Raw genomic sequence first — 25,008 nt, forward strand, 5'->3', positions numbered from 1 at the left:
GCTCTCCCGCGGCTGTAACCTCAGGTGGTACGGGCGACTTCGCCAAGCCAAGGTCCGGGCGGCCGCCCGGACCTTGGCTCAATCGCTTCAATCCCACGAAATCTCTCTCGTGTAGATACAAGGTGGCCGCGAAGCGGTCGGAGAGGGGGCTACGACGCTGGTGGCTTTTTCTGAATGTAAAAGGCCGCACCAGCCCCCGCTCAGTCTCGGCTTCGCCGAGCCACCTCCCCCACGTTCGTGGGGCGAGGAACCCAGGTTCTGTTAGGTCCTCAATTGAACCACAGCGCGAACGTCAGAAACCCGCCGCCGCCGAATTCGCGCTGGATCAGGTCGAAATCCTCGCTGGTCAGGATCTTGCCGGCCTCCAGATAGGGTGCGATGCCGGGGCCGGTGATCGACAGTACGAGGTCGAAGGGCTTCGGCTCGTCGAAGAAGCGCTTCATGTTGATGCCCTTGCCGGTGATGCGGAAATGCGGCAGCAGCGCCCGGCCTTCAAGCAAGTCCTCGGCCATGGTCAAGGTGGCGAGCCAGGCCTGGACCTGCTCCTCGCCGACTTCGAGGCCGGTGAGCTGGTTTTCGCCCTTCTGCTGCGGGCCCGGCAGCCATTCGCGGTCATTGTCGGTCTCGGCGCGGATCGCTTTCCAGTCCTCGCGCGACAGCCGGATCATTTCGAGCAGCTCCTGGCGCGCCGCCTTGCGGCGCTCCGGCTCGATCACCGGCCAGTTGATCATGTGCACCATCGAGATGAAATCGGCGATGCGCCATTCCGAGGAGAACATGTTGCCGCCCATCTCGCTGGGCGGCGGCACCAGGATGTCCTGCAATGGCAGCTTGGCGCGCGGGAACAGCATGTGGAACGAGCCGTCGAACGTGCCCCTGAAATCATGCGCCAGCCAGAAATCGGCCTGCGCCATCAGGAACTCGGCATAGCCCTGCAGCCAGTAGCCGTCGGCGCGGTCGAAGCGAAAGGTGAGCGCCGGTGCGGCGCCGTCTGGCGCCATGCCGCCGTGCGACAGCGCCGCCATGATCGCCGCCATGCTTTCATCCGGTGCGATCGTGCCGTCCTCGTTGAGGTCGATGCCGACATGGGTGAGGTCGATGACCATGCCGATATCGGCGTCGGCCGGCACCGAACCCAGCGTAGCCGCGGACTTTGCCAGCCGGTCGCGGAAGGCGACCAGGATGGAGCGGAACTCTTCGTAGGTCAGCGGCTCGGGGTTGGGGTTTGTCGGCACCGGCAGCTGCATCAGCGGCAGCATGAAGGATTGCGGGCTCTCGAAGCCATGGCGGTGCAGGCCGCTCGCCAGCAATTCCAGTGCGGTGAAGAACTCGCCGGCGCCGGCGGCATAGGCCGAAGCCGGATCTTTCGGCGCAGCCGCTTCCAGTGTCGACAGGGCGCCGTCGCGCGCGGCCACGGTCTTGGCTTCGAACAATGCGGTTGCCGCTTCGGGCATGGCGGCGTTAGCCGAACACAACGGCACAAGCAGAATAAAGGCTGAGGCCAGCAGGCTCGCAACTCGTTTCATGTTCCCCCTCCAGGTGCGTTTCGCGCCGGCGACCATACACGAATTTGCCGTCCGCCGTCTGCCGGTCTCGGCGCATGATTGTCGCCGGATGGCTTCAACTCGCCGGACGGACGGTCTACACAGGGCAAGCAAATTGGGCGTCGCGTGTCAAACTATCCGCTTTCCTACAAACTGTCCTGGCTGCCACGATTCCTGAAGCCGTCGCTTGGCGGCGACGCCAACGGGTTTGCCCCGGCGGCGGGGACGCTGATGGACCCGTCGCCGAAGCAGATGGTGCGGCTTGCCTTCGTCGGCGACATCTCGGCCGTGGCCAACCGCAGCGCGCCGGCGTGCGATCCGGCGATCAAGGCGCTGCTCGGCACTGCCGACCTGGTGATCGGCAATTGCGAAAGCCCGATCGTGGACAAGCCAAGTGCCGTGCTGGGGACCAAGCTCGGCACGCATCATGCGATGAGCGAACGCTTTCTGGTGGAAGCATTGGCGGCGGTCGGGATCGAGTGCGAAAAACTCGTGCTGTCGCTGGCCAACAATCATGTGTTCGACCAGGGTGTCGCCGGTTTCGACGCGACGGCGGCCACGTTGAGGCTGCTCGATATCCGCACCATCGGCCTGGCCGCCACTGGCCCGGTCGAACGCTTCGCGGTCGGGCCGATCGCTCTCGGCTTCGCCGCTTTCACGCTCTGGCGCAACGCCGACGAAAGCCTGTTTGCCGGCCGCGTCTTGATGGAAGGCGATCCGGCGCGCTGGCCGCGCGAGGCGAGCGCGGGGATCGATCTCCTCTGTGCGGTGCCGCACTGGGACTGGGAATTCCGGCATTTTCCGCGTGCCGGAACGCGGGCGCTGGCGCGGCGGCTGGCCGGGCACGGCGTCGGGCTGATCGCCGGCCATCATGCCCATGTCGTGCAGCCGGTGCAGCGGATCGGCGAGGCGATCGTCGCCTATGGGCTCGGCGACTTCCTCGGCACCGCTTTTGCCCGCCAGCCATGGCCAGGGCGTATCGGCGGGATTTTCATCGTCGACGTCAGTGCTGAAGCGCAGACGCGCGGCAGGGTCGCCGCCTATCGGCTGCTTCCATTCATGCGGCTACGCGTGGGCGACCATGAGCGGCTGGTGTCGGTGGACGGATTGGAAGGTGGAATGCGGCAAAAGGTCGAGCGTCGGCTGAGGGCGATCTTCCCTTCTCCCTCAAGGTGAGAAGGGATCACCGCTCTATCCGGCTGGCGTCGTTCCTGCAAAAGCAGCTATCATAATGGCGCAAAGCGGGCTTCGGCAGCGGGGGATGGCGATGGGAACAGCGGATTTCATGCCGGGCGCGGCAGCTATCGCGGCCATCAAGAAGGACATCGAGACATACGAAGCGACAAGGGCCTCGGTCGCCCGCAGGGTCAAGTGGCGCGTCCCATTGTTCGTTGGCCTGGCGGTCGTTTTCGTCGCGCTCATTGCCTGGCTGTTCAACAAGGTCGCCGATCCCCACGAGCAATGGTTCTCGACGCCGCATGTATTTCTCTATGTCATCGGCTTCGCCGCTTCGGTCCTGCTCTATTTCCAGGCCATGAAACCGGCGACGCGGCTGCAGCAATCGTTCCGCGACACGCTGCTGCCCATCATCTTCGGTTTCATCCGCGATGTGCACTACCAGCATGGCGGAAGGCCGAACTCCTTCGACCGGCTGCCGCGCGAGACGGTCGGGCCTTTCAACCGGCAGTCCTTCGACGATGTCGTTTCCGGACGCTACGAAGAGTTTCCGTTCGAGCTTTACGAGACGGAATTGCGAGAAGGGAACGGCAAGGGTTCGTCGACTGCATTCAAGGGTGTCATCGTCGCCTTCGAGGCCGTCGAGCCGTTCCCTGGAATCCTGGTGGCGACGCGGCGAACCAATGCGGTCGTCGGCTTTTTCCGTGGGGTGTTTGGGTCCAAGCTGCAGGACCTGTCGTCGGGCGAGCCTTTTCTCGACGCAGCCTATGAATTCCGCACCGACAATGTCGAGGCGGCGCGGCCGCTGGTGACCGGGCGGCTGGCGCAGGCGCTGAAATGGCTCGGCGAAACCTGGCCGGACGAGCCGGCGCGTGTCGCGCTCAATGGCGGCGACGGTTTTCTGTTGTTGCCGCAAGCGAAAAACTTCTTCGAACTGCCCGCCATTTCGGTGCCGCTGGATTACCAGACCCATGTCGCGCCGATGATCTCCGACATGGGCGCCATGCTGGCGACGGCGGCCTTGGTGAGGAAGATCGGTGTGAGGGACGGGGCGATCTGATCGGCCGAAGCAGGCTCAGCAGTCGAAGCCGTATTTGCCGCGCATATAGTCCGCCTCTTCCTTGGACATTCTCTTGAACATCACACAGACGGTGAAGCTGCCGACCTGATGGCCGTCCCTGGTGTATCCCCAGTCGGAAATGTCGTCGCGCGTGAATTCTATATTCTGACCGAGCACGACGTTGTGCACTTCTTCCGGTTCGTTCGCCAATATGCCGACAAATCCGGTCTCCATGCGGCGAAACGGTATGACCCAGAAGTGTTCGGTGACATTGCCGTCACGCACTTTGACCTTCAGTTTGAACCTGTCGGTGCCGGACGGAGGTGTTTCGGACAAGGCCAGGAATTCATCCAGGCCGGCGAGGGCTCGCGCGGTCGCCGACGCCATGTCGGGATCATCAGGAGCAAAGATGATCGTGCTGTCGTCACCCGGATCGGCGCCTTGCGCGCCAGCCAGGCCCGGCAAAATCGCCAGCATCAGGGATAGCGTGGTCCGGACGGCGATTTTCATGGAAGTCCCCCCTTATCACAAGCGCGACACCATCCCGCATTCGCTTCGAGTTTGCAACCTGAGCGCGAAATTGCTCTCCGCCGAATGGGAGGCTCGAGCCGGCCCCGCGACATAAAATGTGTACCGATGAAAAATCGAAGTCCTGTTTCGTGATGCGGCCGGGAAGGGATTGCGGCGGCCGCGTGATCGCCGGCGGCGCGAGCCACAATCCGTCAAACGACTCTTTTCGTGCGGAGAAGAGGCTTCCATCTGGGCGGGAAAGCTGTCGGCATCGGAGGGCTTGGAGGCTATTGTGTCGGAATTAAGCCAATGATTTCCTTTGCGAAAATTCATTCAACGTGATTTGCCGATGGCGCGCTTTCCGCTCCAGTCTCGGGCCGTTCGGTGCTGCCTCTCCCAAGCGGTGCCGGAAAACCGAAACAGCACGGAGTGCTATCCATGAAGAAGACCCTCGCAACCACCGCCGCTCTGCTCGCCTTTCTTGGCACGGCCTATGCCGCGACCGTTCAGGGCACTATCCAGGCGGTCGATCCGACAACCAAGTCGGTCACCCTCGACGACGGCAAGATCTACCAGCTGTCGCCCGATGCGTCGGTCGGGAAATTGAAGGTCGGCGCCAAGGTGGCGGTGACCGTCGACGACAAGACCGGCATGGTGACGTCGATCAAGAAGGCTTCATAGAGACTCCTGATCGGACTTTTGAGACCCTGCTCCAATCTGGCCGGTTCCTTCGGGGATCGGCCATTTTCATGACCTTGGACACGCACCGCCGGGCGTCGACGGTGGCGAAACGCCGTTCCGGCAGCGCTGCTATGGTTTTTGCCCAGAGGCCGCGCTATTCCTTGGCTGCGGGGGATCTGCATGGCCGAGGAACAAAAGGGATTTCGCCTGTCGCGGCGGCTGCTTCTGGGCGCGGCTGTCCTTGGCGGCGCCGTCCTGTGGGGCGGCACCACCGTGGCGCGGCTGGCGCGAGGCCCGTCAGGGCCGAAGAACACCGGACGCATCGCCGATATCGACGGCATCGCGCTGCCGCTGAAGCCGATCGACAACGCGCCGGCCTTCGATCCGTCGCTGCCCTGGCTGGCAAAAGGCGGCGACATAAACGATGCCAGCGGCCTGTCGAGGACGCCGGTCTATGGCGTGGTCGAGGTCAGCGAGGAAGAGCATATCGCCAAGGCGCTGGCCTTCGCGCGCGCCAACGGGCTGAAAGTGTCGCTGGCGGCCATCCGCCATTCGATGGGCGGGCATGCCTTCGACGACAATGCGCTGGTTCTCGACCTCAGACCGTTCAACAAGTTCACGGTGGACGCCGCGGCCAGGACAATGACCTTGCAGCCGGGCGCGCGCTGGCACGACATCCAGACCATGCTGCATCCGCGCTTCGCGGTGAAGGCGATGCAGTCGACCGATATTTTTTCGGTCGGCGGTTCGCTGTCGGTGAACGCGCACGGCATGGACCATCAGGCGGGCTCGGTGGCCGGCTCGATCCGCTCGATGCGGGTGATGCTGGCCGACGGGTCGGTGACCACCTGCTCGCCAGCCGACAACAGCGAGCTGTTCCGCCATGTTGTCGGCGGCTACGGCCTGTTCGGCGTGGTGCTGGAGGCGACGCTCGATATCGTCGACAATGCCGTCTACCGCACCTCGCGCGAGATCATCAAATCCGACGACTTTCCGAAATTCTTCGCCGAGGTGCTGGAGCCGAACAAGAACATCGGCCTGTTTTACGGCCATCTGTCGACGGCGCCGGGCAATTTCCTCGAGGACATGATCGTCTACCGCTACGACAAGGTGGCGGAGCAGCCGCCGGCGGACCAGCCGGCGCTCGGTGAACCCGATGGCGTCGGCCTGAAGCGGGTGATCATGAACATGGCCAAGTGGGGCAGCGCGTTCCAGGAACTGAAATGGTTCACCGAAAAGACGCTGGAGCCGAAATTCGAGAGCTGCACGGTGCCGCGCAGCTCGGCGCTTGCCCAGGGCGAGGCCTGTCTCGTCACCCGCAACAACCCGATGCACGATTCGGTGCCGTATCTGTTCAACGACCTCATGAACGAGACCGACATACTGCACGAATATTTTATTCCTCGCGCCGCCTATGTCGAGTTCATCGCGGAAGCGCGCGAAATCCTGCGCAACCAGGATCTGCCTGTCCTCAACGCCTCGGTGCGCGTCGTCCACAAGGAGGATCTGGCGCTGACCTACGCGCCGGAGCCGGCCTATTCGCTGGTGCTCTATATCAACCAGCCGGCCGATGCCGATGGCAATGCCAGGATGCGGGCGCTGACGCGGGCGTTGATCGACGTGACGATCAAGCATGGCGGTCGGTTCTTCCTGCCCTACCAGCTGCACTATACGGGCAAGGAGCTGCTGGCGTCCTATCCCGAACTGCCCGCCTTCCTGGCGGCAAAGCGGCGCTATGACCCGACGGAAATGTTTTCCTCGACCTTCTACCGTGCCATCAAGGCGCTGAGCGGGGTGGTATAAGAAGCAGTTCCAGGAAAAGTGTGAAGCGGTTTTCCGTCCGGAACTGCTCAGGAATAGAGCAGGAGAACAATCAATGCGCATGGTATCGGCGGCAGCCCTCACTCTTATCGCGCTGTGCGCTGGATCCGCCGGAGCCGAGGACCTCAAGGCCTTCAAGGTGACGATCGACGGCAAGGCGATTGATATCGACGCCGGCGAGAGCACCCATGTGACGCTGCCGGACGGCAGACAGGTCGAAGTGAAGCTCGACAAGAACGATTTCGCCACCTTTTCCGGCGGCAGTTTCTCCTTCAACCATCCGAGCGGCATTTCGGTGACTAAGAGCGATCTCGGCGAGAACATCACGCAATATCTGATGGCCTCGGCGCTGGGCACGATCGTCGTGGTGCAGGAATACGGCGAGATGAACCCGGTGTCGCTCAACCAGCTGATGCTGCAGGAGATGACCAAGGAATCGGTGCAGGCAGGTGCCGCGCTGACGCAGCAGCCGACGACGCGCAAGCTCGCCGACGGCAAGGAATTGACCGGCATCACCGCCGAGGTGAAGACCCGCACCGACACCGCTTATTTCGAAATCGTCGGCTACGGTCGCGCCGATCAGGGGCTTTTGTTCATCACGCGCGTTGCCGGCGAGGATGCGGCGACCGAGAAGCCGCTGATCGACAAGTTCTGGCAGAGCCTGAAGCTGAAGATGTAGGCTGTGCCTAGAGCTTGCTCGGCACCAGGCCGGCCAGCCAGTTCACCGAGCGCTTTGCCGCGTCGGCGGTTGCCGAGGCGGCGCGGCCGAGATCGGTCTTGACCACGGCGTAGCCGTTCTTCGTGCGATAGAGGACGCCGGTTCCGCCATCCACCACCTGTTCATATGCGACGGGCCGGGCAGCGGCCGCGTCCAAGGCCGTCGTCGGCGATCTGACGGGCACGCTCGGCCGATGGCTGAGCTCCGGCGGCAGCGGGCTCTCCGTTCTGACGATCTTGCTGGCGGGCTTCAGTTCCGGGCCTGACGCGATCGCGGCCAGGTGCGATGAGGACGCCGAACCCTTGGTGCGGCAGATGCCGGACACCAGCGGATAATTGAAATTGCGCTCGTGCAGGATCTGGCTTTTCATCGCGGCTTCGCAATCGGCGATGGTCGACCACTTGGCCGGCGTCTCGCCGATATATTCGCACAGCTTGGCGTCGCAGTCGCAGCCGACGATGGTCATGGCGACAAGGGCGGTCTTGATCACGGTCTCGTCCCTTCGAGATGCCCCCCGGCAGCCCATTCAGGTGCGTGCCGCGTTCCAGGCGACATGCAATTCTCCATTGCGCGCGAACAAGGCGGGATTTTGGCTTCGACCGTGGAATGTGCGTGGCGGCGCGTGCCTACCCGGTGCCCGGGAAGATCCGTCTGAGGAAATTGGCGATCAGCCGCACCACGTCGTGCGGGCGCTCGACCTGCGGGATGTGGTTGACGCCATCGAGGACGGCCAGTTCGGCGTGTGGAAACAGCGAGGCGATCTCTTCGCCCTGGGCCAGCGGCGTGGTCGAATCCTCTCGTCCCCAGATGACGAGGACCGGCGGTGTGAAGGCGCGATAATTCGCCTTGTTGGCGGCAAGCGATTTCCGCTCGTCATTGTAGAGGCCGCTGAACAGCCAGTGACCAACGGCATTGGTGGTGCCCGTGACGTTCAGCGGGCGCGTGTAGATGGCGATGCGCTCCGCCGTGACCAGATCGTCGTTCTCGATGAACCGGCGCAAACCGATCCCGGTCATGAGCGGATTGGTGAAGGTCGAGGCGGTCAGGAGCTGGCGTGGCCAATCCCTTTTCAGGAGAGATGCGAACGGTGGGGCGGGCGCCTCGGTCTGGCCGAGGCCAATCGCCACGTCGAGCAGGATCAGCGCATCGATGCGGCCCGGGGCCGAGAAGGCGGCTTCAATCACGCCTCCGCCACCATAAGAGTGGACGCCGACGCTGAAATGGCGAAGGCCGAGCGCGTCGGCAAAGCCCAGGACACGCCTGGCGTGAGCGGCGCGCGAATAGTCCTGGTCGGCCGGTCTTTCCGAATAACCGAAGGGCGGCATGTCGACGGCGATCACGCGAAAGCCCTGTTCACCCAGGGGTGCTGCGATATCGCGGTAGGTTTCGGCCCACGACGCCGTACCGTGGAACAAAAGCAGCGGCGGCCCGTCCGGCGGCCCCCAGACCTGGTAGTGCATCTTCAGCCCATCGACCGTCGCGAACAGGGCTCCCGCCGGCGCAGCCTCCTGTGGCGACAGCGTCTCGCGCCAGGCCGCCGCGCCGCGAAAGCCGACGAGCACCACCATGATCAGCACGAGCAGCGTGAACGCGAGCCAGCCGACAATCCGGATCAGTCGACGCATGGCAGGGCTGTCACCTCAGTAGTCGTAGACGTGTTCGAGCCTGGCGCCGGCCTTGATCAGCGACGGCAGCACCAGATGCAGCTTGCGCACGGCCACGACCATTCCGGTGCGGCGCGTCGAGGGATCCGCCGGGAGCGGATAGCTGAACAGGATGCGCATGCCTTCGGGAATGGCGATCGCGTCGGTCGACAGCACCGTGACCATGATCTCGTCATTGCCGCCGATCTCGACGAAGGAGACACCCTTGTCGATCAGCCGCGGGATCATGTCGGTGAAGACCTGATAGCGCTTGGTGACGAAGACGGTGCCGTCCGGACCCAGGTCCCGTTCCAGCAAGGTGTCGGGCTCGTTGCGGGTGGCCTCGCCGACCGGCCCCTTGGCCCAGACATGGACATCGAGGAAGGCCGGGTCGGAGGTCGCCGCCAGCGCCTGCTTGATCAGATCGGCATAGCCTTGCTTGATGGTGTCGGCGAGGCCGAAGGCGAGCTTGCGTTCGCTGGTGCGGATGGAACTGTCACCAGGCGCCGGCTGCACGGCAAACAGCCCGGCGCGCTTTTGCGCGTAGGGGAACTGGTACCACGGCACCTGGTCGAGAAAAGCTGCATAATCCGCCGCCACCTTGGCCTGGTAGATGTCGGCGGCGGTACGCTTGGTCGATGCCGCCTCGGTGATACGGCCGACCGTGTTCTCATAGGCCCATTGCAGGATATGCTCGATCGAATGGCTGGTGCCGATGATGACCAGCATCTGGTGGTTGGCGTAGTTGAACTTGTAGGGGGAACTGGCGCGGATCACCGTCGCGTAATCCTGCCAGAAGCGGCCGACATAGGACCAATAGGGAAAGCCGCTTGGCTGGTCCTTGGCGACGAAACCGGCATATTCGCGCGCGGCGTAGACGATCGCCCATTCGGGGTAGGTGAGGAAGGTCGATTCCTCCGGCCGCTGGTAGCCGGGAATCTCGGCGCGCACCTTGTCGGCCAGCGCCTTTGGCGGCGCGCCGTCGGCAATGCCGGGCAGCGGCGTCCTGTCGAGTGACGGCGTGGTCAGGAAGCCATAGGCAAGCCCGGCGATGGGGATCAGGATGACGATGACGATCAGCCAGAGGATCGTCTTGACGATGCGCTTTATCAAGCGGAACAGGAACATGGCCGATCAGGCCGTGGCGAAGTGGTCGTAGATGCGCTTCGACAGCCAAAAGCCGATGTAGACGGCGATGCCGCCGATGACGATATGCGGCAGGTTGGCGAAGAAGCGGGTGGGGAATTCGATGTCGTTGAGGGAGCGGAAGCCATTGATGAAGATGCCGGCATCGAGGCAGCCCGAGCCGGTGACCAGTCCGAGCACGCCGTCGAACAGATAGACCGAGCCGAACAGCTTGAAATAGAACACCGCCTGGCGGTGCGAGATGAAGGCGGCGGCCAGCGCCCAGACGCCGGAAAAGGCGTGCAGCAGGTCGTCATACCATTGCAGGGAGAACAGGCCGAACAGATTGCCGTTGGCATCGTTGAAGGCCGGAATGTAGCCGATGGCCACGACCGCGAAGAACAGGAACGCGTAGGTGATGGCAAGCTTCTGGATCAGCGTCATGAAGTATCCCCCTCCGAAAAGCCCGTTGCAGACGGACTCTGACGACGCAGCGATACTAACCGATTTTGACGCGCGGTGAAGCGGCGCCCGCAACTTCGCCGGGAAAGGACTTTGCGAGGGTTAAGAAAGACAGTCGGCGCCGGGATTTCTCCCAGCGCCTCCCTGTCAGATCAGGACACGGTCGCGGCAGCAACTTCCGTAAAGTCGTCGCGCCATGCCGGCCTTGATTTTGACGGTCCTGCCAGAAGCCACCCGAAGGCAGCATCCGTTCCAGACCACGCTGGTCTTGGCCCTTGCGGGCTTTGCCCTGCGTGCCATCGAAGGTTTTTGCCGTCCTTCATGGCAGCATCGGTCCGCCGTCGGCGTTGGCACGCTTTCCGCGGCCCCGTAGGTCTCGGCTACCATCCCTCGAACAGGCAAGCCTGGTCTCGATCCGGGCCGTACGGGCCTCAGGAAATCCGCCTTTCACTTCGCCTTTCGGCTTGGCGATCGGTAGCCGCCTGAGATGGGTTGAACTTACGCCGGGTAAGGGTTGTGGGGAATGGGCTTGCCCCTGTGGATAGCGGGATTATCGGGGACCGATGCCAGAAGCCAGGGAAATTCAAGCGCGAACACCTTAGACAGCCTGCCCCGCTTTTTCGGCGAACGAACCGATGGTGCCCCTTGCCCTGCCGACAGGCGCGGGTTTCAATGCTGGCAAACGATCGGGGCCGGCAAAGGATCGGGTTGGCGCCATCCGGGGGAGGAAAGCATTGAAGGTCGGGGTGGTGCTCAATCCGATTGCCGGCGGCGGCCGGCTGAAACGGCATTGGCCCGATGTCGCCGCCGCGCTGAAAAAGCACTTCGGCGATTTCGAATTGCGCGAGACCCAGGCCGAGGGCGATGCCGAGCGGCTTGCGCTCGATCTCGCCGCAAACGGCTTCGACCTGGTGATCGCGGCCGGTGGCGACGGCACCGCGAGCGAAGTGGCCGACGGGTTGCTGCAGGCCCGCGAGGAGGGCGGCAGGACAACCGAACTCGGCCTCCTGCCGTGCGGCACAGGCATCGATTTCGCGCGCGGCCTCGGCCTGCCGACGGAGATCGACGCGACGCTGAAGCGGATTGCCGAAGCCAAGGCAAGGGCGGTCGATGCCGGCCGTATCTGCTACATCGACGAGCATGGCGCGCTGGCCAGCCGCCACTTCATCAACATCGCCAGCCTTGGCCTGTCGGGCGCCACCGACCGCGCCGTCAATGCCGACAAGCGCAAGGGCAGCATGTCGGCCAAAGCGCTGTTCCTGTGGCGCACCGTGGTCGAGTTCGTCCGTTACCGCTTTCAGGACGTGCGGATTACCGTCGATGACGGCGACCCGGTCGAGGCGCGCATGGCGCTGGTGGCGGTGGCCAACGGCAAATTCTTCGGCGGCGGCATGATGATCGCGCCGGATGCGGAGCTGGCCGACGGACAGTTCGACATCGTCATCCTGCGCGCGGCGGGCAAGCTGAAGCTGATCTGGGATATCAGGCTGCTCTATGGCGGCAGGCACCGCAACCACCCCGCCATTACTATCCTGCGCGGCCGGAAAGTGGTGGTCGAACCGCTCGGCGACGTCGAGAAGAATGGCGCGCTGGTCGATATAGACGGCGAGTCGCCCGGGCGGATACCCGCGACCTTCGAGATTTTGCCGGGGGCCCTGACGCTGAGATATTGAATGAAGGCGTTGAGCGGGGTGGAGCGTTCCCATAGCGCTGCAACGGTGCTGATTCTGCTCCGTCGCATTCTTTGGCCAAGGTCACGGCATGGATCCTCGGGTCAAGCCCGAGGATGACGAAGGGAAGGGGTGCTTCTGCCGATCGCCGAGACGTGCAGCGTGATCGAAACTCTCTCCCGATAACCAGTCGGGATGTTCCAGCTCTGATTCAAGTTGTTGAGGCCGTGATTCCAGATGCTTGCCCAACGCCTTGATTTCATTGGCTGGTCTGCCGGGATCACATCTCCAATCTGGCCGGAAAACCAGGCGCGCGCAGGTCGGTGCCGACAGTATCCTCCAGTAATTTGACGATCTGCGTCGACCAGGCGGCGCCGCCATAGGCTGCCTTGCCCTGCTGAAAAATCGCGTTGACCCGCGATGCCAGATCGAGCGGCACGCCCGATTGTTCGCCCATGGCGAGCGCGAAGCCGAGGTCTTTCAGCGCCAGGTCCATGGTGAAGCCGATGTCGTAGGAGCCGTTCAGCACGAGCTGGCTTTCGGTCTCGTGGACGAAGCTGTTGCCGGAAGAAGCAACGATGGCGTGGTAGGATTGCGCGAGGTCGAGCCCGCCCCGCTTGGCCAGCATCAGCGCCTCGCCGGCGGCGACCAGATGGATGAAGGCCAGCATGTTGGTGATGACCTTGATCACCGCCGCCGAGCCGATCGGCCCCATCAGGAACGATTTGGCGCACATCGCTTCGATGGCGGGGCGGTGGCGCTTGTAGAGGGCCGCATTGCCGCCGACCAGCGCGGTGATCTTGCCCACCGCCGCCAGATGCACGCCGCCGGTGACCGGGCATTCCAATGTCTCGACGCCCTTGGCCGAGGCGAGGGCGGCAAGCCGCAAAATCTCGTCGCGGCCGTTGGTCGACATCTCGATCCAGGTGCCGCCCTTGGGCAGGCCTTCCAGCAATCCGCCCGGGCCGGCCAGCACCGCCTCGCTGACTTTTGGTGAAGGCAGGCAGCTTATGGCATTGCCGGCGCGGGCGGCGGCCTCGGCGGGACTGCCGGCAGCCGTGGCGCCGAGCGCGACAAGGCGCTCGACGGCGGTGGGGTCGCGGTCGACAACGGTAACGGCAAAGCCGTTGCGGATCAGGCTGGCGGCAAGGTTGCCGCCGAGATGGCCAAGGCCGATGAAGGCGTAGCTTTCGCTCACGGCATCAGCGGCATCTGCATCATCTGCAGATGCAGGTCCTTGCCGGTGTAAGGATGCGCGTCGCAGACCGCCTCGTTGAGCTCGACGCCGAGGCCAGGCTCCTTCGAGGGGATGACGTTGCCGTCCTGCCATTCGATCTTCTTCTTCAGCAGCGTCGCGTGGAAGCCGTCCCACTGCTTCAGCGATTCCAGGATCAGGAAGTTCGGCAGTGTCACCGCGAGCTGGATGTTGGCGGCACCGACGATCGGCCCGCAATAGCAATGCGGCGCGACCTGGATGTGGTAGGCCTCGGCCATGGCGGCGATCTTCTTGGTTTCGAGAATGCCGCCGGAGCGGCCGAGGTCCGGCTGCAGGATGGTCGCGGCGCGGTTCTCGATGACGCGGGCGAATTCGGACTTGGTCGTCAGCCGCTCGCCGGTGGCGATCGGGATCGAAGTCGCACGCGCCACCTGCGCCATCACTTCGGGCATGTCCGGGGGCACCGGCTCCTCGAACCACAGGGGGTCGTAGGGTTCGATGGCGCGCGCCATGCGCAGCGCGCCCGATGCGGTGAACTGGCCGTGCGTGCCGAACAATATGTCGGCGCGGGTGCCGACCGCCTCGCGGATCGCCTTGATCATGCTGGTGGAGACATCGATGTCGACGAGGCGCGGCTGATGACCGTCGAAGGCGGTGTAGGGACCGGCCGGGTCGAGCTTGACGGCATTAAATCCCTGCTCGACATATTCGAGCGCGCAGGCTGCGGCCATCTCAGGGTCGTTGTAGACGTTCCTGCCATCGGGCGCGTCCTCGGAATGGACGCTGCCCGTGTGCGGGTAGAGATAGGTGTAGGAGCGCAGCGTCTCGTGCACCTGGCCGCCGAGCAGCTTGTAGACCGGCTTGTTCGCTTCCTTGCCGACGATGTCCCAGCAGGCCATTTCGAGTGCCGAGAAGCAGCCCATGCCGGAGACGTCGGGACGCTGGGTGAAGCCCGAGGAATAGGCACGGCGGAAGAAGTTTTCGATGTCGTGCGGATCGCGGCCGATCAGATAGCGCTCGGCCATGTCCTCGATCATCCTGGCCGTGACATGGGCGGAGAAGGTGGCATTGTAGGCTTCGCCATAGCCGACCACGCCGCCGTCGGTCGTGAGCTTGACGAAGATGAAATATTTGCCGCCGATGCCGGGCGGCGGGTTGCCGACAACCCAGGTCTTGACGTCGGTGATCTTCATGTGTGGTCCTCCAGAACCAGTTCGGCGCCCTTCCACCCGGTCATGACCGAGGCGGCGTTGGTGTTGCCGGTGATGTTGTCGGGAAAGATCGAAGCGTCGATGACGCGCAGGCCTTCAAGGCCATGAACTTTCAGGCGCGGATCGACGACGGAGCGCGAGGGGTCGGGCCCCATGCGGCAGGTCGAAACCGGGTGATAGACGGTCCCGGAGCGCTTCCTGAAATCGGAGAGCAGGTCGGCGTCGGACTGGATCGACGGGCCGGGCAACACCTCCTCGGCGATGATCTCGGCCATGGCCGGCATCGAGGCGATCTTGCGCACGAATTTCACCGCCGCCAGCATCTCGTCGACATCGGCATTGGTGGAATAGGCGTTGGCGACGATCTTGGGATAATCGAGCGGGTTCCTGGAGCGGATCATGATCTCGCCCCGGCTCGAGGGGCGGCAGTTGGACAGGCCGATGGAGAAGCCCGGCCATGGGTCGGGCGTCAGGATCGGCCGCTCGCCGTTTTTCGGGATGAGGGTCGAGAAGGCCTGGAAATAAAGCTGCATGTTGGGCCGCGAGAAGGCCGGGTCGGTGCGGAAGAAGCCGCCGCCATGGTTCATCGACAAAGACAGTGGGCCGGAGCGCGTCAGGATGTACTGCATGCCGACCAGAAGCTTGCCCCACCAGGGCCGCAGGATCTGGTTGAGCGTCGGCAGCTTGCCCTTGAAGGTGTAGTTGATGCCGACATGGTCCTGCAGATTGGCGCCGACATTCTCGTTGGCTTGCACGACCGGGATGCCCAAGCCTTTGAGCAATGCCGCGGGGCCGATGCCGGAGAGTTGCATGAGCTGCGGCGAGTTGATCGAGCCGGCGGAGAGGATCACTTCGCGGCCGGCTCGTGCCGTCCTGGTCTCACCGTTGCGCAGATATTCGACGCCGACGGCGCGCTTGCCTTCGAACAGGATGCGGCTCGCCAGCGCGTTGGTCTCGACGCGGACATTGGCGCGCTTCATCGCCGGGCGCAGGAAGGCGCGGGCGGCCGACATGCGGCGGCCGTTCTTGGTCGAGATCTGGTAGATGCCGACGCCTTCCTGGGCAGCACCGTTGAAATCGGGGTTGAGCGGCAGGCCGGCCTGCTGGCCGGCGGCGAGATAACGCTTCGTCAGCGGGTGGACGGCGTTCGTGGTGTCGCTGATGTGAAGCGGGCCGCCGGTGCCGCGCCATTGGTCGGCGCCGGCCTCATTGTCCTCGAGCGCCTTGAAGGCCGGCAACAGATCGTCATAGCCCCAGCCGGGATTGCCGGCGGCGCGCCAGTCGTCGAAATCCTCGCGCGCGCCGCGGATCCAGACCATGGCGTTGATCGAACTCGACCCGCCGAGCAGCTTGCCGCGCGGCCAGTGGTCGACATTGCCGCCAAGGCCGGGATCCGGCTCGGTCTTGTAGTTCCAGTTCACCGTGGGATCGAAGAAGGTCTTGCCGTAGCCGAGCGGCATCTGCACGTAGAAGCGACGGTCGCTGCCGCCGGCCTCCAGCACCAGCACGGAGAAACGGCCCGAGGCCGAGAGCTTGTCGGCGAGCACCGAGCCGGCCGAGCCGGAGCCGACGATGATGAAATCATAGGTCTGCATGATGGAAATGGGCGGCTCCTGAAAACAGGGCGCAGCCTAGACGCCACGAGTTCGCCGCGTCGCCGCGCCTTCCGGCATCGGTTGTGAAAAAAGCGACTGGTCTATCCGGCCGGGTTGTGGGGAATACCGACAATCGCGCTTGATATGCATGGGGTCGAAGGACTATGCGGGGACATCGGCCACTCTGCACAAGGCAGGAGAACCCATGCGTGTCCTGTCGGATGCTTTCATTCCCGAACTGCCGGGCTATTACCGGGGCAAGGTCCGCGAAAATTACGACCTGACCGACGGCAGGCGCATCATCATCGCCACCGACCGTCTCAGCGCCTTCGACATCATCCTGACCTCGATCCCGTTCAAGGGAGAGATCCTGACGCAGACGGCGCGCTACTGGTTCGAGGAAACCGCCGACATCTGTCCGAACCATGTGCTGGAATATCCCGACCCCAACGTCGTCGTCGGCACAAGGCTCGAGATCCTGCCGGTCGAGATCGTCGTGCGCGGCTATCTGGCCGGGACCACCAGCACCTCCATCCTGACCCGGTACAAGCGCGGCGAACGGGAGATGTACGGAATGCGCCTGCCGGACGGCCTGCGCGACTATGAGAAGCTGGCCGAACCGGTCATCACGCCGACGAGCAAGGCCGCCGATGGCGGCCATGACGAGCCGCTGTCCAGGGCCGAGATCCTGGGGCAGGGCCTGCTCATGCCGGCGCAGTGGGAGACCGTTTCGAGCTACGCCTTGCAGCTGTTCGCCCGCGGCCAGGCGCGCGCCGCCGAGCGCGGCCTGATCCTGGCCGACACAAAATACGAATTCGGCACCGACAAGGACGGGACGATCATTCTCGCCGACGAAATCCACACGCCCGACAGCAGCCGCTACTGGATCGCGGCGAGCTACGAACAGGCGCTGGCTGATGGCACGCGGCCGGAGAGCTTCGACAAGGATTTCATCCGCTCGTGGGTGGCGGCGCGCTGCGATCCTTACAAGGATCCGATCCCGAGGATCCCGGACGAGGTCGTCGAACAGGCTTCGCGTGTCTATGCCCAGGCCTTCGAGGCGATTACGGGCAAGGCATTCGTTCCCGACCTTTCCGGGGATACGGTTCTCGATCGTATCCGAGCTAACCTTGCAGATTATTTTTGAGAGGTGCGTCTCTCAGCTAGCGCCTGGTCTTACGCCGCGCAGTCGACCCCCACTCCGTCGAGCTTCGCTCGACACCTTGCCGGGGCGAGCCGCGGGTCTCGCCCGTCCTTCGGACCCCCCGATCGACGGGGAGAGGAAAGGCGCGAGCTTGCCCGGCCGGGCTCCCTTCCTCTCCCTCCGGAGGGGGGAGAGGTGGCGCTGCGAAGCAGCGACGGAGTGGGGGAAGCCCTCTCCAAAACCCACTATCACCGAAAATGGGGCACCACCGGCGAGCCTGTGATCCCATGGAGGCGAGGAAGCGGGGGCTGCCTTGCGTTGACCTATTCCTGCCGTGGCGATACCGATGATCATTATATCGAGGGATTTCTCGCATGGTGCAGTACGCGGATGGACGGCCGATCGGAGACCTGACGCTGCGCACGCTGGCCATGCCTTCGGACGCCAATGCGGCCGGCGACATTTTTGGCGGCTGGGTGATGGCGCAGATGGACCTTGCCTGCGGCATTCGCGCCGCCGAGCGCGCCAGGGGCCGCGTGGTGACGGCGGCGGTCAAGGAGATGTCCTTCGCCAAGCCGATGAAGATCGGCGACACGCTGTGCATCTACACTCATGTCGAACGCGTCGGCCGCACCTCGATGACGCTCAAGGTCGAGGCCTGGGCGCAGCGCTATCTCTCCGACCTGATGGAAAAGGTCACCCACGCCGATTTCGTCATGGTGGCGCTCGACGGCGAGGGCAAGCCGAAAGCCGTTCCGGCCGAGAATTGATTCGATACCGCCACCGCGCGACATTTGTAACATCGCCCGAGCGGAGCGATGCGCTCAGCGACATCCTGCCGTTGCCTCCACGGCCAATTCTGCTGGCGTCGGAGGAAGACAATGCGTCAACACCTATTGAACGGCTGGCTTGCGGCGGCTCTCGCCGCCCTGGCCTGCCTGCTCGGCATAACTGCTTATGCCGAAGTCAAACAGGACCTCGGGCGCACCGCCTGTTTGCATGACACGACTGGTGTGAAGGAGCGGAGAGCGACGTGCGCGATCTGCAGCCCGATGCCTTGCGGGGCCATGGCGCCAAGAGCCTGATTGGCTGCCTTTGGAATGCGGTCACCGTCGCGGGGCGCGAGCATGCGTGAGGCCGAGCCTCGAGCGCCACAGACAAACTCCCAGGTCTTTTTCAGCGGACCAAGGCGTCTATTTCAGGGAACCATGACTTCCCTGCAAACACGCAGCGTCGCTCGGTGCGAATTCCGGAGCCCTTGCCGTGCAAGGGTTTCAGGCTTGCATCTCGTCGAATCTGGCGCGCGCCGACTGAACGCGCTGGGTGTTCTTGCGCGCCCATTCGCCAAGCGCGCCGACCGGTACCAGCAACTCATGGCCGAGTTCGGTCAGCTCGTAATCTACGCGCGGCGGAATGGTCGGAAACACCTTGCGCGTGACGAAGCCGTCGCGCTCCAGGCCGCGCAAGGTGGTCGTCAGCATCTTCTGCGAGATGCCGCCGACGGCCGCGCGCAGCTCGTTGAAACGCAGCGGTCCGCCGCCCAGTTTGCCGACCACGAGCACGGTCCATTTGTCGCCGACGCGCTGCAGGATCTCCGACACGGCCCGGCAGTCCTCGGTGTTATGCGGGTGCCTCAGTAACAAAAACGTGCCTCCTTGCGCGCCTGTTTGTCAGTATCACATATAGCGCCGGTATCCAAACGATACCAAAAATTCCCGCAAGGAGAGCCCCTTATGTCCAAGCCCAAAATCGCCATTGTCATCGGTTCGACGCGCGCCGCCCGCTTCGCCGACGTGCCGACGCAGTGGATCGCCAAGATCGCCAAGGCACATGCCGATATCGATGTCGAAATTGTCGATCTGCGCGACTTTCCGCTGCCCTTCTTCGATGAGGTAGCGTCTTCGGCCTGGGCGCCGTCGCAGAACGAAGTCGCACAGCGCTGGCAGAAGAAGGTCGCCGGATTCGACGGCTTCATCTTCACCGCCGCCGAATATAATCACGGCCCGACGGCCGTGCTGAAGAACGCCATCGACTACGCCGCCAACGAGTGGAACAAGAAGCCGGCAGGCTTTGTCGGCTATGGCAGTGTCGGCGGCTCGCGCGCCGTCGAGCAGCTTCGTCTGCACGCCGTCGAATTGCAGATGGCGCCGGTCAAGTCCGCCGTCCATATCGCCTGGGGCGATTTCCTTGCCGTGCGCCAGGGCGAGAAGAAGCTCGAAGATCTCGAGCACCTGAACCAGGCCGCCACCGCGCTGGTCAACGACGTCGCCTGGTGGGCCAAGGTACTGAAAGCCGCTCGTGCCGCCGATGCCGTCGTTGGGGAAGCCCAGGCGGCCTGATCTCGTAGCAGATCATCATCCTCCCGAAGGGCGGCGCTTGCGCCGCCCTTTTTCATTGGGGTTCTTGCAAAGAAGTTGCGGCTGCGCCCGCAGTCAATTGCGTCTCTCGCGCCCACTCGCATGATCACGACCGAGTGACTTGCATAATGCAACTAACTTGGCTACAAGTCACTTTCATCTTGAAAGAGACTGTCGATCATGGTTGCGAAAACAAGCTTCGAAACACGCCCGTGCCCGATCGCGCGCAGCCTCGACGATGTCGGCGAGTGGTGGAGCATCCTGCTTCTGCGGGACGCATTCCAGGGGCTGACGCGCTTCGACCAGTTTCAAAAGAGCCTGGCGATCGCGCCCAACATCCTGACGCGGCGGCTGAACAGCCTGGTCGAGCGCGGGCTGTTCGAAAAGCGCGTCTATTGCGAACGGCCGCTTCGTCACGAATATGTGCTGACCGCCAAGGCGCGCGATTTCCGCCCGGTCCTGCTTTCCTTGCTCGCCTGGGGAAACAAGCATCTGGCGCCCGAGGGCCCGAGCCTGGTGGTCGTGGACAAGACTGATGGTCGCTGGGCCGAGCCGGTTCTGGTGGATCGCCAGAGCGGCAGGCAGCTCGACAGCGATGATTTCACCATGGCCACGGGGCCGATGGCCACCGACCGCATGCGCCAGCGATATCGCTTCACCAGCAACGGCTCCGGCCTGCCGCTTGTCGACAACGCGCTGGTTGATCAAAGCCGTGAAGAGGCGCGGAGCAAATGAACAAGGTTCTCTCCGCTGCCGAGTTGCAGCCAGTGCAGCCCTCGACCGTTGAAATTCCCGCGCCGGCAAGGAAGCGCCGCAAGCCGTTGCTGGTATTGGGCGCCCTGGTCGCTGTCAGCGTCGCCGGATGGTATGGCCTCCAATGGTGGCAGGCAGGCCGTTTCCTCGTCTCGACCGACGATGCCTATGTCGGCGGCAACGTCACGCCGCTGGCGCCACGCGTTGCCGGGCACATCGACGAGATCCTCGTCGAGGACAACCAGCATGTCACGGCGGGCCAGCTCGTCATCCGCATCGACGACCGGCCGTTCATGGCGGCGTTGGACCGTGCGCGGGCCGCCGTCCAGCAGCAGCAATCGGCCCTCGATAATCTTCGCGCCCAGGTCTCGCTGCAGAATTCGCTGATCGAGCAGGCGCAAGCCGATCTCGAGGCCAAGAACGTGGCGGCCGTCTTCACCGCCCAGGACGCCAAACGCTATGAGGCGCTGGCCAGCACCAAAGCCGGCACGCAGCAGGACGCGCAGAGAAGCCTTGCCGCCGATGGCCAGGCCAGGGCGTCGGTGACCGCCTCCCGCGCCGGGCTCGCGGCCGCCACGCAACGGCTCGATGTGCTCAACACCCAGATCTCGGAAGCGACCGCCGCGCTCGCGGCCGCCAGGGCCGATGTCGATACAGCGCAGCTCGATCTCGGCTTTACCGAGGTCCGCTCGCCCATCGACGGTATCGTCGGCAACAGGCTGGCGCAGGTCGGCACCTATGTGTCGCCGGGCAGTTATCTCCTGACCATCGTTCCGGCTTCAGGCCTGTGGGTCGATGCCAATTTCAAGGAAGACCAGTTGCGCGACATGACCGACGGGCAGGCGGCGACGGTCTATACCGACATCGCGCCGGACGCGCCGCTCAAGGGTCATGTCACCAGCCTTGGGCCGGCGACGGGAGCGATCTTCAGCGTGATCCCGCCACAGAACGCGACCGGCAATTTCACCAAGATCGTCCAGCGCGTGCCCGTTCGCATCGCCATCGACCAGGACCAGGCGCAAAAGGTCGCGTTGCGGCCAGGCTTGTCGACCACGGTCATGGTCGATACTGGCGCGCACTGAGGACGCCATGTCTGAGCGCGCCGTCCCGCAATCCTTCATCGCCAGCATTCTGCCATTCATGGTGATGTGCGTCGGGATGTTCATCGCGCTTCTCGACATCCAGATCGTGGCGTCGTCGCTGCAGGACATCGGCGGCGGCCTGTCGGCCGCGCAGGACCAGATCGGTTGGGTGCAGACATCCTATCTGGTGGCGGAAATTATCGTCATCCCGCTGTCGGGCTGGCTCACGCGGGTGTTCTCGACACGCTGGCTGTTCACCATTTCGGCGGCCGGTTTCACGCTCGCCAGCATGCTGTGCGGCTTCGCCTGGAGCATCGAAAGCATGATCGTGTTCCGCGCGCTGCAGGGGCTGCTCGGCGCGTCGATGATCCCGACGGTGTTCACCTCGTCGTTCCATTATTTCCAGGGGCCAAGGCGGGTCTATGCCGCAGCGGTGGTCGGCAGCATCGCCTCGATTGCGCCGACGCTCGGGCCTGTCATCGGCGGCTGGATCACCGACACGCTGAACTGGCACTGGCTGTTCTATGTCAACGTCATTCCGGGCACCATCATCACCATCCTCGTTGCGCTGCTGGTCAAGATCGACAAGGCCGATCCGTCGCTGCTCAGGGGGGCCGACTATATCGGGATGGTGCTGATGGCGGTCAGCCTGGGCACGGCGGAATACGTCCTTGAGGAAGGCTCGCGCTGGAACTGGTTCGACGATGCCACGATCCGCAATGGCGCCATCGTCGCCGGGATCACCATGGTTCTGTTCGTCATCCGCAGCCTGACCTTTGCGCAGCCGGTGGTCGATTTCCGTGCCTTCGGCAACCGCAATTTCGCCATCGGCTGTTTTCTCTCCTTCGTCACCGGTATCGGCATCTTCGCCACGATCTATCTGACGCCGCTGTTCCTCGGCTATGTCAGGGGCTACGACGCCTTGCAGACCGGGCTCGCTGTGTTCTCCACCGGCGTCGCCTCGATGGTCGGCGTTCCCGTCTACATCTTCCTCGCCAAGCGCTTCGACACGCGCTGGCTGATGATGTTCGGGCTGGCCTCCTTCGGCGCCTCGATGTGGAGTTTCAGCGCCATCACCAGCCAGTGGGGTGCGGCCGAGCTGCTCATTCCGCAACTGTTTCGCGGTTTCCCGCAGGTGTTCGCCGTCGCGCCGAGCGTCAATCTCGGCCTTGGCAGCCTGCCGCCCGAACGGCTGAAATATGCCAGCGGCCTGTTCAACACGATGCGCAATCTCGGCGGCGCGGTCGGCATCGCCATTTGCGGCGCGATCCTCAACGACCGCACCAATTTCCATTTCCTGACGATCGCTTCGCATCTGACGCCGCAGAACGAAGCCGCGATGCGTCTGGTCGACAACGTCGCGCTGCGTTACGGGCAGTTGCCCGGTGCCGTCGCCGACGGTCACACCGCTTCGCTGAAGCAGCTATGGGCGCTCGCCTATCGCGAGGCATCCACCATGGCCTACGCCGACGCCTTCCTGGCGATCATGGCCGCCTTCGTCATCGCGACGGCGCTGGTTCCGTTCCTGCGCAATGTCACGCCGAAGGCGCCGCCGCCGGACGCTCATTGAGGGTGGCACGGGCCAGCAACAGCGCGCGCTCTCTGTCATTGCCGGTCAATTGGGCGGCGTGGCGGAACGCGGCGCTGGCTTCCGCCCGATGGCCGAGCTTCTCCAGGAAATCGCCGCGCACCGTGGGCAGGAGATGCGAGTCCTTCAGGCGCGGCTCGTCCTTCAGCGCCTCGACGATGGCGAGGCCTTGCGCCGGACCGAACGCCATGCCGACGGCCACGGCCCGGTTGATCTCGACGATGGGCGAGGGGGCCGCCAAGGCAAGCGCCTGGTAATAGGCCGATATCGCGATCCAGTCGGTGTCGGCGGCGGTGACCGCGCGGGCGTGGCAGGCCGCGATCATCGCCTGCAGCAGATAGGGGCCGGGCGCCGAGGTCAGGACCATGGCGCGATTCAGGCCGTCGAGGCCGCTCCGGATGAGCGACCAGTCCCAGCGGCCGCGGTCCTGGTCGAGCAGCAGGATCGGATCGCCCGCTTTGCCGGTGCGGGCCGCGAAGCGGGAGGCGTTGAACTCCATCAGCGACACCAGCCCCCGCACCTCGGGCTCGTCGGGCATCAGCGCCGCCAGCGAGCGGCCGAGGCGCAGCGCCTCGGCGCAGAGATCGGCGCGCAGCCAGTCCGGTCCGGCGGTCGCCACATAGCCCTCGTTGAAGATGAGATAGACCACCTCCAGCACTGCGGCGAGGCGCTCGCGGCGCTCTTCCGCGCGCGGCGTCTCGAACGGGATGGCGGCATCGCGAAGGGTTCGCTTGGCGCGCACGATGCGCTGGGCAGCGGTGGCTTCGGGCACCAGGAAGGCGCGGGCGATCTCCGGCGTCGACAGGCCGCCCAGGAGTCGCAGCGCCAGCGCGGCGCGCTGCTCGGCGGGCAGGACGGGATGGCAAGCGGTGAATATCAGCCGCAAGAGGTCGTCGTCGATATCCTCGTCGAGCGCCGTCTCGATGTCGGGCATCTCGCGCTCCAGCTCGGCGAGGTCGATGGCGAGCGTGCGATGCTTGCCGTCGATCATGGTGGTGCGGCGCAGCCGGTCGAGCGCCCGGTTCCTGGCGACCTGCGTCAACCAGGCGGCCGGATTGCGCGGGATGCCGTCGCGAGGCCAGCGCTCCAGCGCCAGCACGAAGGCGTCCTGCGCGATTTCCTCGGCCAGCCCGACATCCCTGAGGGTGCGTGCCAATCTGGCGGTGAGCTTCGGCTGCTCGATCCGCCAGACGGCCTCGATGGTTCTGTTGGCGATCAATCCTTGATCCTGCCGAGACGATCCGCCACCTTCTGGACGTCCTCGGGAAATTCGCTCATTTCAAAGACCTGGCGGATTTCGATCACGTCATTTTCTCCAGCGGGGCAGCGGCGGGCCCATTCGATGGCCTCGTCGCGTGAGCGCACGTCGATCACCCAATAGCCGCCCAGCACTTCCTTGACCTCGGCGAAGGGGCCGTCGACGACCAGAGGCTTGCCACCCTTGTAGCTGACCCGCGCCCCGGCGGACGGCGGATGCAGGCCGTCGAGCGTCAGAAGCACGCCGGCTTTCTTCAGCTCGTGATTGTACTTCATCATCCCTTCCACCGCCTCGGCGCTGGGCATGACATCGGGCGCCGCCTCCGCGTAGCCGCCGGGGATCATCAGCATCATGAACCGCATGGTCTTCTCCTTGGTTGGGTTGGTTCAATCAT

24 protein-coding genes are annotated in these 25,008 nt (G+C 64.1%); 12 read left to right on the plus strand and 12 right to left on the minus strand.

Translation table 11 applies throughout. From position 1 onward, the window contains the following. Positions 1-269: 269 nt before the first annotated feature. Positions 270-1,526: a hypothetical protein gene (locus EN850_RS31960; protein ID WP_136092872.1), complete on the minus strand. Its 1,257-nt coding sequence runs from the start codon at positions 1,524-1,526 to the stop codon at positions 270-272. Positions 1,527-1,670: 144 nt separating this feature from the next. Here EN850_RS31960 and EN850_RS31965 point away from each other — a divergent pair, with 144 nt between their 5' ends. Both EN850_RS31965 and EN850_RS31970 read left to right on the plus strand, forming a co-directional pair. Then, on the plus strand, positions 1,671-2,720 hold the full coding sequence (locus tag EN850_RS31965; RefSeq protein ID WP_136092873.1) for a CapA family protein: 1,050 nt from the start codon (positions 1,671-1,673) through the stop codon (positions 2,718-2,720). 91 nt (positions 2,721-2,811) lie between these two features. Further along, positions 2,812-3,780: a DUF3137 domain-containing protein gene (locus tag EN850_RS31970; RefSeq protein WP_136092892.1), complete on the plus strand. Its 969-nt coding sequence runs from the start codon at positions 2,812-2,814 to the stop codon at positions 3,778-3,780. Between the two features lie 15 nt (positions 3,781-3,795). On the opposite strand, the gene EN850_RS31975 is transcribed toward EN850_RS31970, so the two are convergent. Next, entirely contained in the window at positions 3,796-4,290 is a 495-nt protein-coding gene (locus EN850_RS31975) for a DUF2314 domain-containing protein (RefSeq protein WP_136092874.1), read from the minus strand. A gap of 438 nt (positions 4,291-4,728) precedes the next feature. Between EN850_RS31975 and EN850_RS31980 the strand changes: the two genes are divergently transcribed. The 3 genes from EN850_RS31980 (at position 4,729) to EN850_RS31990 (ending at position 7,471) form a co-directional block, all read left to right on the plus strand. Continuing rightward, entirely contained in the window at positions 4,729-4,971 is a 243-nt protein-coding gene (locus EN850_RS31980; RefSeq protein WP_015316128.1) for a DUF1344 domain-containing protein, read from the plus strand. A 180-nt stretch (positions 4,972-5,151) separates the two neighbouring features. Next, positions 5,152-6,774: an FAD-binding oxidoreductase gene (locus EN850_RS31985; protein ID WP_136092875.1), complete on the plus strand. Its 1,623-nt coding sequence runs from the start codon at positions 5,152-5,154 to the stop codon at positions 6,772-6,774. A gap of 73 nt (positions 6,775-6,847) precedes the next feature. Continuing rightward, entirely contained in the window at positions 6,848-7,471 is a 624-nt protein-coding gene (locus EN850_RS31990) for a hypothetical protein (protein WP_136092876.1), read from the plus strand. Between the two features lie 7 nt (positions 7,472-7,478). Here the strand turns inward: EN850_RS31990 and EN850_RS31995 are convergent, their stop codons facing one another. The 4 genes from EN850_RS31995 to EN850_RS32010 all read right to left on the minus strand — a co-directional run bounded on the left by EN850_RS31995 (position 7,479) and on the right by EN850_RS32010 (position 10,722). Then, positions 7,479-8,000: a hypothetical protein gene (locus EN850_RS31995; protein ID WP_136092877.1), complete on the minus strand. Its 522-nt coding sequence runs from the start codon at positions 7,998-8,000 to the stop codon at positions 7,479-7,481. Positions 8,001-8,136: 136 nt separating this feature from the next. After that, positions 8,137-9,135, minus strand: coding sequence for an alpha/beta hydrolase (locus EN850_RS32000; RefSeq protein WP_127873620.1), 999 nt, complete (start codon positions 9,133-9,135; stop codon positions 8,137-8,139). 15 nt (positions 9,136-9,150) lie between these two features. Then, on the minus strand, positions 9,151-10,281 hold the full coding sequence (locus EN850_RS32005; protein ID WP_135915211.1) for a hypothetical protein: 1,131 nt from the start codon (positions 10,279-10,281) through the stop codon (positions 9,151-9,153). A gap of 6 nt (positions 10,282-10,287) precedes the next feature. Beyond that, positions 10,288-10,722: a DUF4383 domain-containing protein gene (locus EN850_RS32010; protein ID WP_136092878.1), complete on the minus strand. Its 435-nt coding sequence runs from the start codon at positions 10,720-10,722 to the stop codon at positions 10,288-10,290. Between the two features lie 752 nt (positions 10,723-11,474). On the opposite strand from EN850_RS32010, the gene EN850_RS32015 reads away from it, so the two are divergent. Beyond that, positions 11,475-12,413, plus strand: a complete 939-nt coding sequence (locus tag EN850_RS32015) for a diacylglycerol kinase family protein (protein WP_135915212.1) — start codon at positions 11,475-11,477, stop codon at positions 12,411-12,413. Between the two features lie 277 nt (positions 12,414-12,690). On the opposite strand, the gene EN850_RS32020 is transcribed toward EN850_RS32015, so the two are convergent. From EN850_RS32020 to EN850_RS32030, 3 genes are read right to left on the minus strand one after another with little or no spacing between them, the layout of a single operon-like run. Further along, complete coding sequence (locus EN850_RS32020) at positions 12,691-13,608, minus strand: NAD(P)-dependent oxidoreductase (protein ID WP_136092879.1); 918 nt, start codon at positions 13,606-13,608, stop codon at positions 12,691-12,693. Then, entirely contained in the window at positions 13,605-14,819 is a 1,215-nt protein-coding gene (locus EN850_RS32025; protein WP_136092880.1) for a mandelate racemase/muconate lactonizing enzyme family protein, read from the minus strand. Before EN850_RS32025 ends, EN850_RS32020 begins: the two co-directional genes overlap by 4 nt. After that, positions 14,816-16,432, minus strand: coding sequence for a GMC family oxidoreductase N-terminal domain-containing protein (locus EN850_RS32030; protein ID WP_127279781.1), 1,617 nt, complete (start codon positions 16,430-16,432; stop codon positions 14,816-14,818). The genes EN850_RS32025 and EN850_RS32030 overlap by 4 nt, the downstream gene beginning before the upstream one ends. 205 nt (positions 16,433-16,637) lie before the next feature. On the opposite strand from EN850_RS32030, the gene EN850_RS32035 reads away from it, so the two are divergent. Beyond that, positions 16,638-17,579, plus strand: a complete 942-nt coding sequence (locus tag EN850_RS32035) for a phosphoribosylaminoimidazolesuccinocarboxamide synthase (protein WP_127279780.1) — start codon at positions 16,638-16,640, stop codon at positions 17,577-17,579. A gap of 371 nt (positions 17,580-17,950) precedes the next feature. Next, positions 17,951-18,346, plus strand: coding sequence for an acyl-CoA thioesterase (locus tag EN850_RS32040; protein WP_127279779.1), 396 nt, complete (start codon positions 17,951-17,953; stop codon positions 18,344-18,346). A gap of 504 nt (positions 18,347-18,850) precedes the next feature. Here the strand turns inward: EN850_RS32040 and EN850_RS32050 are convergent. Further along, complete coding sequence (locus EN850_RS32050; protein ID WP_127281183.1) at positions 18,851-19,219, minus strand: helix-turn-helix domain-containing protein; 369 nt, start codon at positions 19,217-19,219, stop codon at positions 18,851-18,853. A 90-nt stretch (positions 19,220-19,309) separates the two neighbouring features. Here EN850_RS32050 and EN850_RS32055 point away from each other — a divergent pair, with 90 nt between their 5' ends. From EN850_RS32055 to EN850_RS32070, 4 genes are all read left to right on the plus strand, one after another. Beyond that, positions 19,310-19,915, plus strand: a complete 606-nt coding sequence (locus tag EN850_RS32055) for an NADPH-dependent FMN reductase (RefSeq protein ID WP_127873489.1) — start codon at positions 19,310-19,312, stop codon at positions 19,913-19,915. Between the two features lie 198 nt (positions 19,916-20,113). Continuing rightward, complete coding sequence (locus EN850_RS32060) at positions 20,114-20,668, plus strand: helix-turn-helix domain-containing protein (RefSeq protein WP_127873488.1); 555 nt, start codon at positions 20,114-20,116, stop codon at positions 20,666-20,668. Continuing rightward, the gene (locus EN850_RS32065) at positions 20,665-21,768 is read left to right on the plus strand and encodes an HlyD family secretion protein (RefSeq protein ID WP_127873487.1); all 1,104 of its coding nucleotides are present in this window, start codon (positions 20,665-20,667) and stop codon (positions 21,766-21,768) included. The genes EN850_RS32060 and EN850_RS32065 overlap by 4 nt, the downstream gene beginning before the upstream one ends. A gap of 7 nt (positions 21,769-21,775) precedes the next feature. After that, the gene (locus tag EN850_RS32070) at positions 21,776-23,338 is read left to right on the plus strand and encodes a DHA2 family efflux MFS transporter permease subunit (RefSeq protein ID WP_135867454.1); all 1,563 of its coding nucleotides are present in this window, start codon (positions 21,776-21,778) and stop codon (positions 23,336-23,338) included. Here the strand turns inward: EN850_RS32070 and EN850_RS32075 are convergent. Both EN850_RS32075 and EN850_RS32080 read right to left on the minus strand, forming a co-directional pair. After that, complete coding sequence (locus tag EN850_RS32075) at positions 23,304-24,575, minus strand: RNA polymerase sigma factor (RefSeq protein ID WP_135930923.1); 1,272 nt, start codon at positions 24,573-24,575, stop codon at positions 23,304-23,306. The genes EN850_RS32070 and EN850_RS32075 overlap by 35 nt on opposite strands. Next, entirely contained in the window at positions 24,572-24,976 is a 405-nt protein-coding gene (locus EN850_RS32080) for a YciI family protein (RefSeq protein WP_127280567.1), read from the minus strand. The genes EN850_RS32075 and EN850_RS32080 overlap by 4 nt, the downstream gene beginning before the upstream one ends. Positions 24,977-25,008 lie beyond the last annotated feature (32 nt).

Source organism: Mesorhizobium sp. M8A.F.Ca.ET.207.01.1.1 (genome assembly GCF_004794715.1).
Classification (GTDB): domain Bacteria; phylum Pseudomonadota; class Alphaproteobacteria; order Rhizobiales; family Rhizobiaceae; genus Mesorhizobium.

Coding starts and splice junctions, on each gene's coding strand:
- EN850_RS32070 (WP_135867454.1), top strand. CDS start 21,776: ATGTCTGAGCGCGCCGTCCCGCAATCCTTCATCGCCAGCATTCTGCCA.
- EN850_RS31970 (WP_136092892.1), top strand. CDS start 2,812: ATGGGAACAGCGGATTTCATGCCGGGCGCGGCAGCTATCGCGGCCATC.
- EN850_RS32065 (WP_127873487.1), top strand. CDS start 20,665: ATGAACAAGGTTCTCTCCGCTGCCGAGTTGCAGCCAGTGCAGCCCTCG.
- EN850_RS32080 (WP_127280567.1), bottom strand. CDS start 24,976: ATGCGGTTCATGATGCTGATGATCCCCGGCGGCTACGCGGAGGCGGCG.
- EN850_RS32035 (WP_127279780.1), top strand. CDS start 16,638: ATGCGTGTCCTGTCGGATGCTTTCATTCCCGAACTGCCGGGCTATTAC.
- EN850_RS31975 (WP_136092874.1), bottom strand. CDS start 4,290: ATGAAAATCGCCGTCCGGACCACGCTATCCCTGATGCTGGCGATTTTG.
- EN850_RS32010 (WP_136092878.1), bottom strand. CDS start 10,722: ATGACGCTGATCCAGAAGCTTGCCATCACCTACGCGTTCCTGTTCTTC.
- EN850_RS32030 (WP_127279781.1), bottom strand. CDS start 16,432: ATGCAGACCTATGATTTCATCATCGTCGGCTCCGGCTCGGCCGGCTCG.
- EN850_RS31990 (WP_136092876.1), top strand. CDS start 6,848: ATGCGCATGGTATCGGCGGCAGCCCTCACTCTTATCGCGCTGTGCGCT.
- EN850_RS32005 (WP_135915211.1), bottom strand. CDS start 10,281: ATGTTCCTGTTCCGCTTGATAAAGCGCATCGTCAAGACGATCCTCTGG.
- EN850_RS32040 (WP_127279779.1), top strand. CDS start 17,951: ATGGTGCAGTACGCGGATGGACGGCCGATCGGAGACCTGACGCTGCGC.
- EN850_RS32055 (WP_127873489.1), top strand. CDS start 19,310: ATGTCCAAGCCCAAAATCGCCATTGTCATCGGTTCGACGCGCGCCGCC.
- EN850_RS31980 (WP_015316128.1), top strand. CDS start 4,729: ATGAAGAAGACCCTCGCAACCACCGCCGCTCTGCTCGCCTTTCTTGGC.
- EN850_RS31985 (WP_136092875.1), top strand. CDS start 5,152: ATGGCCGAGGAACAAAAGGGATTTCGCCTGTCGCGGCGGCTGCTTCTG.
- EN850_RS32025 (WP_136092880.1), bottom strand. CDS start 14,819: ATGAAGATCACCGACGTCAAGACCTGGGTTGTCGGCAACCCGCCGCCC.
- EN850_RS32000 (WP_127873620.1), bottom strand. CDS start 9,135: ATGCGTCGACTGATCCGGATTGTCGGCTGGCTCGCGTTCACGCTGCTC.
- EN850_RS32060 (WP_127873488.1), top strand. CDS start 20,114: ATGGTTGCGAAAACAAGCTTCGAAACACGCCCGTGCCCGATCGCGCGC.
- EN850_RS31960 (WP_136092872.1), bottom strand. CDS start 1,526: ATGAAACGAGTTGCGAGCCTGCTGGCCTCAGCCTTTATTCTGCTTGTG.